We start from the raw sequence: 12,059 nt of genomic DNA on the forward strand, positions 1-12,059 counted from the left end.
CCGCGCGACAGGCAAACCCGTTCACCCACTTGAGTGAACGAGCAGACCGGCGGCCTCGGAGGATGTCCTCCGGATCCGCCACGTCACCCCGGATAGACCGGTGCGGACCCTTCCCTGGCGATCTTCTGCCACTGCGCGCCGGAGGGCAGCCGCACGATGCCGTCGTCCTCCGAGTACGCCGCGAGCGGGACCCGGTCGTTCTCGGACGCCGCGACGGCCTTGACGCCCGTGAGCGCCGCGGGCGCCGGGCCCTCCGGGGTGGAGCCGTCGACCTGGACGAACCGCATCTGCTGCACGCCGTCCTGCTCACGCCCGACCACCACGAGCCGGCTGTCCCCGGACCACGACATGGCGGTGACCTGTTCCAGCCCGGGCGTGGCGGAACGCAGTTCGAGGACGGAGACCACCGGCTGCTCGCCGGACTTCTCCTCGCGTTCGATCCGCCCGACGAGCAGCGACTGCTTGTCGCCCTGCTCCACGATGAGCGCTATCCGCACGCCGTCGGCAGCCACCCGCACGTCCTTGATGCGGCCGGACAGCTCCGGGGTCCGCACCTCGACCGGCCGGCCCCCGCCCTGTTCCAGCAGGAGCAGCCGTGGGTCGCGCCGGTCGCGGTCGGCCACCCACAGGTCGCCGCGGGCGTCCCAGCTGGGCGTCGTCAGCCGGTCGTCCGAAGTGGCGCCCTGGCTGTGTACGACGGGATCCCCGAGCGAACCGCCCGACGCGAGCGAGGTGACGTACAAAGACTTGCCGTCGTAGCTGACCCCGGCCGCGTCGTGCTCGTCGCGCGAGACCGCCACCGAGCGCAGCGGCTTGTCACCTTCACCCAGCGCACCCGGCACCGGAACGACGCTCGTGCTCGAACTGACGTCGGCCATCCGCACCAGGCGGTGCTTGTCGTCCAGGAAGTAGAGGTATTCGGGGCCCTTCGCGGAGCCCCGTTCGCGGGCGAAGTCGCACAGCCTCTTGCCGTTGGCGCCCTGGAGCTCGACCGCGTCCAGCGTGGGCGTCAGATCCTGCAGTGTGAGCAGCATCTGGGTCGCCATCTCGGTGCACTTGGCCGTCCCGACCCGGGAGGCGCGGGCATTCAAGGGCACCGTCAGCTTGTTCTGGTCGTCGGGCGTCAGCGAGTCGACGCCCTTCTTCAGCTCCGTACGGGTCGGGAAGCTGGACCTGACCACGGGCTCCAGCCAGCTCGTCGGCCCCTTGAGCAGCGAGCGCACCAGCTGGGTCATCGGGTCCACGCGTTCACGCACGAAGACCGGATCGGCGACGGTCACCGGCTGCCCGGTCGTCCCGGCCGAGGTGTTCGAGGCGAAGTAGTACTTGTTGACGGACGTGTAGTTGCGCTGGAAGTCCGACTTGCCCATGACGACACCCGCGGGCGGCGCGTCGATGCGCCACTGCCCACTCTTGGGGTCCCTGGTCAGATGCACATTCCTGTTGTACGGCCCGTGGTCGGGCGAGTACGCCTGCTGTGCGTCGACCGTGGCGACCCTGCTGCCGACCAGCGTGTAGGTGAGGTTGCCGGAGTCCTCCCGGCCGCCCGCCTTGGGGTCGGGCTGGGTGCTCGGCCCGTCGGCGAGCACGGTGGTGGACCGCTCGGGTCTCCACTTCTGCGCGGCAGCGGCCGTCAGATACTTGCGCGCCGTGTCGTAGTTCGGATCGTCGCTGGTCAGGGCCTCCAGGAAGCCCTGCACGATCTCCCCGGGCGCGGCGTCGTCCCGGGGCGGCATCGCGAAGACCCGCACCTGGGTGTCCTGCCGCGGGGTGGACTCGACGTCCCGCAGATCCCCGCTGTCCGGCATCGACGCACACCCCGCCAGCAGTACGACACCGCAGACGCCGTATGCCACCGCGCGACCCGGCCTGCGCCGGACGCCCCCCTCGCGGTCAACGCCCACGAAATGCCTCCCCTGGCTTGTTCGAGTCCCCCTCGCCGGAGGCCGCACCGCCCGGCCCGTCTCCGGTCTCGTCGCGCGCCGCGTCAGCGGCGGGCGCGTCGTCCTGGCGTCGTGCGCTTCCGGTGGGCCGGGGCACCACACGCGCGCCGTTGCCCGGCAGCGCCGTCGGGTCGGCGGCGGGAACGGCGGCCGTCAGCCGCTGTGCGATCGGGGCACGAGGCGGCAGCGGTGCGTGGCCGCCCCTCTGCTGCACCGGCACGGTCGCGCGCTTGTCCTCGCCTCCGCGCGGCAGACCGGCGTCGGTCAGCCCACGGTTGCGACGCGAGTCCTTCGGCTCCAGCGGTATCGGCGAGCCCCGCAGCGGCTCGTCGGCCGTGCGCGGCAGCGTCAGCCGGAACTGCGAGCCGCCGCCCGGCTCACCCCACGCCTGCAGCCAGCCGCCGTGCAGCCGGGCGTCCTCCAGGGCGATGGACAGCCCCAGGCCCGTACCGCCGGTGGTACGCGCGCGTGCCGGGTCGGCCCGCCAGAAGCGGCTGAAGACCCGGGTCGCCTCGCCGGGCTTGAGCCCGACGCCGTAGTCGCGCACCGCGACGGCGACCGCGCCGCCCGCGGAGGCGAGCTTGACGACGACGTCCTTGCCCTCGCCGTGCTCGACGGCGTTGACGACGAGATTGCGCAGCACCCGCTCCACGCGCCGGGCGTCCGCCTCGGCCACGACCGGCTGCTGGTCACCGACCACGCGTATGTGCGTACCCTTGCGCTCCGCGAGCGGCTCGGCACCGCTGACGACCCGCCGCACGACGTCTCTGAGGTCGATCGGCTCGGCCTCCAGCGCCGCCGCGCCCGCGTCGAACCGGCTGATCTCCAGCAGGTCCGCGAGCAGCGACTCGAACCGGTCCAGCTGGTCGGCGAGCAGCTCGGCCGACCGCGCGGTCACCGGGTCGAAGTCCTCCCGGGCCTCGTGGATGACGTCGGCAGCCATACGTACGGTCGTCAGCGGGGTGCGCAGCTCGTGCGACACGTCCGACACGAACCGCCGCTGCATCCGCGACAGGTCCTCCAGCTGCTGGATCTTCAGCTGAAGGTTCTGCGCCATCTTGTTGAAGGCCTCGCCGAGCCGCGCGATGTCGTCCTCGCCGGTGACCTTCATTCGCTCCTGCAGGCGTCCGGCGGACAGCCGCTCGGCGATCCCGGCCGCCATCCGCACGGGCGTGACGACCTGGCGCACCACGAGCCACGCGATGGCCCCGAGGAGTACGACGACGAAGAGCCCGGCGGTCGCGAGCGTGCCCTTGACCAGGCTCAGCGACTTCTCCTCCTGCGTGAGCGGGAAGAGGTAGTACAGCTCGTACGGGTCACCGTTCGGGTCGTTGACCTGCTTGCCGATGACCAGCGCGGGCTGGGAGTCCTTGCCGTTCTTGTAGAGGATGCGGGTGTAGCTCTGGGCCGCCGTCGGGCTGCTGTTGACCCGGTCCCGCAGTGCCTCGGGCACGCTGGCGGACGGGTCGACGTCCCCGGAACCGCGCGGGCTGCGCCCGCCACCGCTGTCGTCGCCGGCCGGGAGGGTGACCACGTCGAAGGCGCCCTGGCCACCGCTGGAGAGCGACTCGACCAGGTCGCTCATCCACTGGATGACGTTCTGGGACTGCCGTCCGTCCACCGCCGACGCGTCGTCACCGCCGCCGCTCGCCGCCTCGTCGGCCTGCTGCTTGGCCACCGCGAATCCACCGGTGGCCTGGCTCTGCGAGGCCTTCACCTTGGCGTCGAGCAGGCCGTTGCGCACCTGCCCGATCACGACGAAGCCCAGCAGCAGAACGACGCCCAGCGACATCAGCAGCGTCGTGGCGACGACCTTGAGCTGGATGTTGCGCCGCCACAGCCGCATGACGGGCAGCAGCGGCCGGCGCACCCAGCGCATGAACAACCGAAGGACCGGGCTGCCCTGGACTCCGCCCTGCAGCAGCCCGCCCTCGAAGAACCGTCCCCAGCGCGAACCCGCCGCCTTTCGGCCGACAGGCCGCTCCGGACGGGCCCCGGACCGTCCGGGAACCGAAGCGGCACTGTCCCCGGACATATCAGCTCGGTCCGGCCTTGTAACCGACACCACGGACGGTCACCACGATCTCCGGCCGCTCCGGGTCCTTCTCGACCTTGGAGCGCAGCCGCTGCACATGCACGTTGACCAGACGGGTGTCTGCCGCGTGCCGGTAGCCCCACACCTGCTCCAGGAGCACCTCGCGCGTGAACACCTGCCACGGCTTGCGGGCCAGCGCGACCAGCAGGTCGAACTCCAGCGGCGTCAGCGCGATCGACTGACCGTCCCGCTTCACGGAGTGGCCGGCCACGTCGATGACGAGGTCACCTATGGCGAGCTGTTCGGGCGCCGGCTCCTCGGACCTCCGCAGCCGCGCCCGGATCCGGGCGACGAGCTCCTTCGGCTTGAACGGCTTCACGATGTAGTCGTCCGCGCCCGACTCCAGGCCCACGACGACGTCCACGGTGTCGCTCTTGGCCGTGAGCATCACGATCGGCACCCCGGACTCCGCCCGGATCAGGCGGCACACCTCGATGCCGTCCCGGCCGGGCAGCATCAGGTCGAGGAGCACCAGATCCGGTTTGGTCTCACGGAATGCGGCCAGCGCCTTGTCGCCGTCGGCTACGAAAGACGGCTCAAAACCTTCACCACGCAGCACGATGCCGAGCATCTCGGCCAGTGCGGTGTCGTCGTCGACGACAAGGACTCGTCCCTTCATAAACGACATCATCCCATTCTCATAACAGCGAAGGTGGCGCAGGTGAGCAGGGTCACCGGCCAGTGACGATAGTCGTACCCGGCCGTCACTGTCTGCCCTCGTCCGCCGCGCGGCTGTCAGCCCCGGGACTCGCGCACCGGCGCGCGGTCCAGCATCCCCGCAAGAGCCTGTGCCGTCACGGGCGAGGCGACGCCCTCCTCGGTGACGATCGCCGTCACCAGCTCGGGCGGCGTCACGTCGAACGCCGGGTTGTACGCCTGGGTCCCCAGGGGAGCCACCGGTATACCGCCTCCCGCGCCCGCGGCGGCCGCCTGCGGGGCTGTGACCTCAGTCACCTCGTACCCGGGGCGCTGCTCGACCTCGATGGCCGCCCCGTCCGGCGTGCCCGCATCCACCGTCGTCACCGGCGCCACCACGATGAACGGCACATGGTGATACCGGGCAAGCACCGCGAGCGGGTAGCTCCCCACCTTGTTCGCCACCGAACCGTCCGCAGCGATGCGGTCCGCCCCTATCAGCACCGCGTCGACCTCTCCCGCCGCGAACAGCGAGCCGGCGGCGTTGTCGGTGAGCAACGTGTACGCCATCCCGCTGCGGGCCGCCTCGTACCCCGTCAGGCGGGCCCCCTGCAGCAGCGGACGCGTCTCGTCCACCCACAGGCGCCGCAGCCGCCCGGCCCGGTGCGCCGCGAGCGCCACCGCGAAGGCCGTGCCCTCACCGCCCGACACCAGCGATCCGGTGTTGCAGTGGGTGAGGATGCGGTGCCCGCCGCCGGGCAGCAGCTCGTCGAGCAGCGCCAGACCGTGCCCGGCCATCCGTGCGCTGGCCTCGGCGTCCTCGCGGTGCAGCACGCGCGCCGCGGCCAGCGCCGCCGCGGCCGCCTGCCGGGGCTCCCCGGACTGGGCGAGCGCGGCGCGGTAGGCGGACCGCGCCCTGTCCACACCGACGGAGAGGTTCACCGCGGTCGGCCGGGCGCTCTCCAGCGCCTGCGCGGCCTCGTCCACGTCGAAGCCCCGCGCGGCGGCGAGCGCGACACCGTACGCCCCGGCGATGCCGAGCAACGGCGCCCCGCGCACGGCGAGCGTACGGATCGCCTCGACCAGGGCCGGGGCGTCCGTGCACACCAACTCGACCTCCTCGGCCGGCAGCCGCGCCTGGTCGAGAAGGACCAGGACGGGACCTTCGGGCGGCTCCTCCCATCGGATCACCGGTATCTCAGTCGGCCTCTTGCCCTCGCCGGTTTGCGCGTACTGATCAGCCATGCGGTCAGTCTGCCCGCTATCCGGCGGACAATTGAAGGTGTGCAGCCCATACCGCGGCCGGTCGCTCGATGACCACCCCATGGCACGATGGCTGCCAACCTGCCACCGCGACCGCGGACGGGCACCGTGAAGGAGCTTCGATGAACGACACTCCGGGCTGGGCCTCGCCCGGATCCGCCCCGTCCAACGGGCAGGAACCCGGTGCGTCCGGACCTGCCGAGCCCGCCGACCGGCCCGGCCCCGCACAGCCCGCCGAACAGCCGGGCACGGGCCCGCAGGACGGCGATTCGAAGTGGTCGAAGGAGCAGCCGCCACCCGGCCAGTGGTCCGCGCCCACAGGCGCCGCGGCCCCCGGCCAGGCACCGCCGCCACCACCGCCCGGCCCGGGCTGGGGCGGTGGACACCCCGGCGGTGGCTACGGAGGCCCCGGCGGTTACGGGGGTCCCGGTGGCTACGGCGGCCCCGGTGGGTACGGCGGCCCCAGTGGGTACGGGGCCTGGGGCGGCGGCTGGGGCGGACCTCCGCCCGCGGCCAAGCCCGGCGTGATCCCGCTGCGCCCGCTCGGCGTCGGCGAGATCCTCGACGGTGCCGTCTCCACCATGCGCACCTACTGGCGCACGGTCCTCGGCATCTCGCTGACCGTCGCCGTCCTCACGGAGGTCTTCGTCATCCTCCTGCAGGGGCTCGTCCTGAACGACAGCGCCAGCACGAAGACCCTCAGCGACCCACACGCCTCGCTCGACGAGGTCACCCACGCCCTGGGTGAGGTCATGCTCAGCACCGGCGCGGTCGTCCTGATCTCCATGATCGGCACCATCATCGCGACCGCCCTGCTGACGACCGTCACCAGCCGAGCCGTACTCGGCAAACCGGTGAGCATCGGCGAGGCCTGGCGCGACGCCCGCCCCCAGGTCCCCAAGCTGTTCGGCCTGATCTTCCTGCTGCTGCTCATCGCCGTCGGCATCCTGCTCTGCGGCGCGCTGCCCGGCATCCTCGTGGCGGTAGGCGGCGGAAGCGGCGGCGGAGCTGCCGCACTCGCCGTCTTCGGCCTCCTCGGAGCCGGCATCGTCACCCTGTGGCTCATGATCCGCTTCTCCCTGGCCTCGCCGGCGCTGATGCTGGAGAAGCAGGGCATCCTCAAGTCCATGAGCCGCTCCGCGAAGCTGGTGCGCGGCTCCTGGTGGCGGGTCTTCGGCATCCAGCTGCTCGCCACGATCATCGCGAACATCGTCGCGTCGATCGTCGTGATCCCCTTCGCCGCGATCGCGGCCGCCGTCAGCGGAGACGGCGTCTCCAACCTCTTCAACGGCAACGCCGGCGACCTCGGCTGGACGTACCTCGTCATCAGCGGGATCGGGTCGGTGATCGGCTCCATGATCACGTTCCCGATCACGGCGGGCGTGACCGTCCTCCTCTACATCGACCAGCGCATCCGGCGCGAGGCCCTCGATCTCGAACTGGCCCGCGCCGCCGGTGTCCAGGGCTACGGCGCCACCTCCGGCGCCACCCCCGGGAGCTGACACGGTGGCTCTGGCGGGGGGAGTTCTCACCACGGCGTCGGCCGTGCTGTCACTATCGCGCTCGGGCGACGAGCCACCGGTGACCATTCCGCGCGATCCCGCGCGGGAGGCGGCCCGGCGTGAGCTGGCCAAGCGGATGTACCACGAAAACGATCCCGGCCTGCTCCAGCGGGCCCTGGACGCCTTCTGGAACTGGCTCGACAGGCTGCTCAACACGGCCGCGGCCGCGACACCCGGAGGAACGATCGGCCTCCTCGTCGTGATCCTGGCCGTGGTCGCGGTGCTGGCTGCCCTCTGGTGGCGCCTGGGCACCCCGCACCGCCAAGCCGCCTCCGCCCCCGCACTGTTCGACGACCGCCCCCGCAGCGCCGCCGAACACCGCGCGGCCGCCGAGTCACACGCGGCCCAGGGCCACTGGAACCAGGCCCTCCAGGAACGCATGCGGGCCATCGTCCGCTCCCTCGAAGAGCGCGCCCTGCTCGACATCCGCCCCGGCCGCACCGCCGACGAGGCGGCAGCGGAAGCCGGTCGCGCACTGCCCTCCCACACCGACCGGCTGCGCACCGCCGCCCGGGAGTTCGACGACGTGACGTACGGCGGACGCCGGGCGAGCGAGGAGTCGTACCACCGCATCGCCGAACTCGACCGCGACCTGGAGCGCAGCAAGCCGGTCCTGGCGAGCAGCACGAACAGCGCGGCCCACACCACCCACAAGGGGGCCGCCGAATGACCACCGGGGCCACCACGCTCCCGTCCACCTCGGCCTCGCCCACCGCCCGCCAGGTGTGGACCCGTTCGCGCGGCGTCGTACTCGCCCTCGTACTGCTCCTGGTCGGTGCCGTCGCCATCGCCGTCGTCCGCTCCGACGTCCACCACGGCAGCCTCGACCCGCGCTCCGTCGACCCCTACGGCAGCCGTGCCGTGTCCGCACTCCTCGCCGAGCGTGGCGTGTCCACCCGCGTGGTCACCACCCTCGACGAGGCCCGCGCCGCAGCCGGCCCGGACACCACCCTCCTGGTGGCCGTCCCCGACCTGCTGACCCACCGTCAACAGAGCCAACTGCGCTACGCGACCGCCCACTCCGGAGGACGCACCGTCCTGGTCGCACCCGGCAGCTGGTCCGTCGAACGGCTCGCCCCAGGGGTCACCGCGGACCCGGCCACCAGCCTCGACTCCACGCTGTCCCCCGACTGCGCCCTGCCCGCCGCCCGGCGCGCGGGCAGCGCCGACACCGGCGGCATCCGCTACACCACCAGCCATCTCGACGCCGACTCGTGCTACCCCAGCGAGCGCCTGGCCACCCTGGTACGCGTCCCCGCGGCATCCGGGGGCGGTGACACCGTCGTCCTCGGCGCGCCCGACATCCTCTACAACGACCGCCTCGACGAGCAGGGCAACGCCTCGCTCGCTCTTCAACTCCTCGGCTCCCGCCCCCATCTGGTCTGGTACCTCCCCTCGCTCTCCGACGCCACGGCCACCGGCACGGGCGAGCAGAAGGGCTTCTTCGACCTGCTCCCGTCCGGATGGCTGTGGGCCACGCTGCAGCTGTTCTTCGCCGCGGCCCTCGCCGCCCTCTGGAGGGCACGCCGACTCGGCCCTCTGGTGCCCGAAAGACTTCCCGTGGCGATCCGCGCCTCCGAAACCGTCGAAGGCCGCGCCCGCCTCTACCGCAAGGCCAACGCCCGCGACCGCGCGGCCGCCGCCCTGCGCTCCGCCACCCGCACCCGACTGGCTCCCCTCGTCGGCGTACCCACGGCCCAGGCGCACACCACCGAGGCCCTGCTCCCCGCTCTGTCCGCGCACCTCCACGGCAACGGACAGGCCCTGCACTCCCTCCTGTTCGGCCCGCCGCCAGGCGACGACGCCGCCCTCATCGCACTGTCCAACCAACTCGACGCCCTCGAAAGAGAGGTACGCCGTTCATGATGGCCCCGACCACTGACAACGCCGGGTACGCCGGGGATCCGGGCAGCGCCCGCGCCTCCCTGGAAGCCCTGCGCGCCGAGATCGCCAAAGCCGTGGTCGGCCAGGACCCCGCCGTGACCGGCCTCGTCGTCGCCCTCCTCTGCCGCGGACACGTTCTCCTTGAAGGAGTCCCCGGAGTCGCCAAAACGTTGCTCGTCCGCGCGCTCGCGTCCGCACTCGAACTCGACACCAAGCGCGTCCAGTTCACCCCGGACCTCATGCCGAGCGACGTGACCGGCTCCCTGGTCTATGACACCCGCACCGCCGAGTTCTCCTTCCAGCAGGGCCCGGTCTTCACCAACCTCCTCCTCGCCGACGAGATCAACCGCACCCCGCCCAAGACCCAGTCCTCCCTCCTGGAGGCCATGGAGGAGCGCCAGGTCACGGTCGACGGCACGCCCCGCCTGCTCCCCGAGCCATTCCTGGTTGCCGCGACCCAGAACCCGGTCGAGTACGAAGGCACCTACCCCCTCCCGGAAGCCCAACTGGACCGCTTCCTGCTCAAACTGACGATCCCTCTCCCCTCCCGCCAGGACGAGATCGACGTCCTCACCCGCCACGCCGAGGGCTTCAACCCGCGCGATCTGCGCGCCGCAGGCGTGCGCCCGGTCGCCGGGCGCGCCGACCTGGAGGCCGCCCGCGCCGCGGTCGCCAAGACCGCCGTGTCCCCCGAGATCACCGCCTACGTCGTCGACATCTGCCGGGCCACCCGCGAGTCGCCCTCCCTCACGCTCGGTGTGTCGCCGCGTGGAGCCACCGCCCTGCTCGCGACCTCCCGCGCCTGGGCCTGGCTGACCGGCCGCGACTACGTGATCCCCGACGACGTGAAAGCCCTGGCCCTGCCCACCCTCCGCCACCGTGTACAGCTGCGGCCCGAGGCCGAGATGGAGGGCGTGACGGCCGACGCGGTCATCAACGCGATCCTCTCCCACGTCCCGGTCCCGCGCTGATGGCCCTCACCGGTCGCGCCGCCCTCCTGGCGGCCCTCGGCTCGATCCCCGTCGGCATCTGGGAACCCAGCCTGACGGGCTTCCTCGCGGTCAACGGCCCGCTGGCGCTGGCCTGCGCCTGCGACTTCGCCCTCGCGGCGCCGGTACGACGCCTCGTGCTGACCCGCTCCGGCGACACCTCCGTGCGCCTGGGCGAGGCAGCCGACGTGACGCTCACCGTCACCAACCCGTCCCGCCGTCCGCTCCGGGCTCGGATGCGGGATGCCTGGCCACCCAGCAGCTGGCAGCCCGGCACGGAGGTCGCCGCCTCGCGCCACCGCCTCACGGTGCCCGCCGGCGAACGCCGCCGCGTGACGACCCATCTGCGACCCACCCGCCGCGGCGACCGCCAGGCCGACCGCGTGACCATCCGCTCCTACGGCCCACTCGGTCTGTTCTCCAGGCAGGGCGCCCACCGAGTGCCCTGGACTGTACGGGTTCTGCCCCCGTTCACCAGCCGCAAGCACCTTCCGTCGAAACTCGCCCGTTTGCGTGAACTCGACGGCCGCACCAGTGTGCTGACCCGCGGCGAAGGCACGGAATTCGACAGCCTGCGCGAGTACGTTCCCGGCGACGACACCCGCTCGATCGACTGGCGCGCCACGGCCCGCCAGACCACGGTCGCCGTACGCACCTGGCGTCCCGAACGCGACCGACACATCCTGGTCGTCCTCGACACCGGCCGTACCTCTGCGGGCCGTGTGGGTGACGCCCCGCGCCTGGACGCCTCCATGGACGCGGCACTGCTCCTGGCGGCGCTCGCCTCCCGGGCAGGCGACCGGGTCGACCTGCTCGCATACGACCGCCGGGTCCGCGCCCTGGTACAGGGGCGTGCGGCCGGCGACGTCCTCCCGGCCCTGGTCAACGCCATGGCGACACTCGAACCGGAACTCGTCGAGACCGACGCCCGCGGACTCACCGCGATGGCACTGCGTACGGCTCCGCGCCGCTCCCTGATCGTCCTGCTCACGACCCTCGACGCGGCCCCGGTAGAAGTAGGCCTGCTGCCGGTGCTCGCGCAACTCACCCAGCGGCACACGGTTCTCCTGGCCTCAGTGGCCGATCCGCACATCAGCCAAATGGCCGCGGCTCGTGGGAACGCCGACGCGGTGTACGAAGCAGCGGCAGCCGCACAGGCCCAGGCCGAACGGCATCGCACGGCCGAACAGCTCCGTCGGCACGGTGTGACGGTTGTGGACGCGACGCCGGATGATCTGGCGCCGGCCTTGGCGGACGCGTATCTGGCGTTGAAGACGGCCGGCCGCCTCTGATACCGAGACCGAAATCCGATGCTCAGAGGAAGCCAAAGAGAGAAAGGGGCATCGGAATACCCCCGGAACGCAGAAAACCCCCGCATCTTTCGATGCGGGGGTTTTCCCAAAGATTGTTCGGCGGCGTCCTACTCTCCCACAGGGTCCCCCCTGCAGTACCATCGGCGCTGTGAGGCTTAGCTTCCGGGTTCGGAATGTAACCGGGCGTTTCCCTCACGCTATGACCACCGAAACACTATGAAACTGTGAACGCCACACCACCCTCTTCAGCGGGTGGGGCTGTTCGTGGTTTCAGAACCAACACAGTGGACGCGAGCAACTGAGGACAAGCCCTCGGCCTATTAGTACCAGTCAACTCCACCCGTTACCGGGCTTCCATATCTGGCCTATCAACC

Annotated in this window: 9 protein-coding genes and 1 rRNA gene; 5 read left to right on the forward strand and 5 right to left on the reverse strand. The window is 71.6% G+C overall.

Annotation, left to right across the window (positions count from 1 at the left end; genetic code table 11):
- Positions 1 to 83 precede the first annotated feature (83 nt).
- From ACWGKT_RS03675 to mtnA, 4 genes are all read right to left on the reverse strand, one after another.
- Entirely contained in the window at positions 84 to 1,904 is a 1,821-nt protein-coding gene (locus tag ACWGKT_RS03675; protein WP_453272305.1) for an LpqB family beta-propeller domain-containing protein, read from the reverse strand.
- Positions 1,894 to 3,978 carry an MtrAB system histidine kinase MtrB gene (gene mtrB, locus ACWGKT_RS03680; RefSeq protein WP_453272306.1) on the reverse strand — a complete coding sequence of 695 codons (2,085 nt, stop codon included), beginning with the start codon at positions 3,976 to 3,978 and terminating at the stop codon, positions 1,894 to 1,896. The genes ACWGKT_RS03675 and mtrB overlap by 11 nt, the downstream gene beginning before the upstream one ends.
- Before the next feature lies 1 nt (position 3,979).
- Entirely contained in the window at positions 3,980 to 4,669 is a 690-nt protein-coding gene (gene mtrA / locus ACWGKT_RS03685; protein ID WP_015659998.1) for a two-component system response regulator MtrA, read from the reverse strand.
- Positions 4,670 to 4,773: 104 nt separating this feature from the next.
- Positions 4,774 to 5,919, reverse strand: coding sequence for an S-methyl-5-thioribose-1-phosphate isomerase (gene mtnA / locus ACWGKT_RS03690; protein WP_356142653.1), 1,146 nt, complete (start codon positions 5,917 to 5,919; stop codon positions 4,774 to 4,776).
- Between the two features lie 140 nt (positions 5,920 to 6,059).
- On the opposite strand from mtnA, the gene ACWGKT_RS03695 reads away from it, so the two are divergent.
- The 5 genes from ACWGKT_RS03695 to ACWGKT_RS03715 are packed head-to-tail and all read left to right on the forward strand — an operon-like array spanning position 6,060 to position 11,664.
- Positions 6,060 to 7,439 (forward strand): DUF7544 domain-containing protein, encoded by a 1,380-nt coding sequence (locus ACWGKT_RS03695; RefSeq protein WP_453272307.1) that lies wholly within the window; start codon positions 6,060 to 6,062, stop codon positions 7,437 to 7,439.
- A 4-nt stretch (positions 7,440 to 7,443) separates the two neighbouring features.
- Entirely contained in the window at positions 7,444 to 8,169 is a 726-nt protein-coding gene (locus ACWGKT_RS03700) for a DUF4129 domain-containing protein (protein WP_453272308.1), read from the forward strand.
- Positions 8,166 to 9,365 carry a DUF4350 domain-containing protein gene (locus tag ACWGKT_RS03705; protein WP_453272309.1) on the forward strand — a complete coding sequence of 400 codons (1,200 nt, stop codon included), beginning with the start codon at positions 8,166 to 8,168 and terminating at the stop codon, positions 9,363 to 9,365. The genes ACWGKT_RS03700 and ACWGKT_RS03705 overlap by 4 nt, the downstream gene beginning before the upstream one ends.
- Positions 9,365 to 10,354 carry an AAA family ATPase gene (locus ACWGKT_RS03710; RefSeq protein ID WP_453272322.1) on the forward strand — a complete coding sequence of 330 codons (990 nt, stop codon included), beginning with the start codon at positions 9,365 to 9,367 and terminating at the stop codon, positions 10,352 to 10,354. Before ACWGKT_RS03705 ends, ACWGKT_RS03710 begins: the two co-directional genes overlap by 1 nt.
- Positions 10,354 to 11,664, forward strand: a complete 1,311-nt coding sequence (locus ACWGKT_RS03715) for a DUF58 domain-containing protein (protein ID WP_453272310.1) — start codon at positions 10,354 to 10,356, stop codon at positions 11,662 to 11,664. The genes ACWGKT_RS03710 and ACWGKT_RS03715 overlap by 1 nt, the downstream gene beginning before the upstream one ends.
- A gap of 115 nt (positions 11,665 to 11,779) precedes the next feature.
- Here the strand turns inward: ACWGKT_RS03715 and rrf are convergent.
- Positions 11,780 to 11,896, reverse strand: a 5S ribosomal RNA gene (gene rrf, locus ACWGKT_RS03720).
- Between the last annotated feature and the right edge of the window lie 163 nt (positions 11,897 to 12,059).

This window comes from Streptomyces sp. NPDC054794 (genome assembly GCF_053611585.1).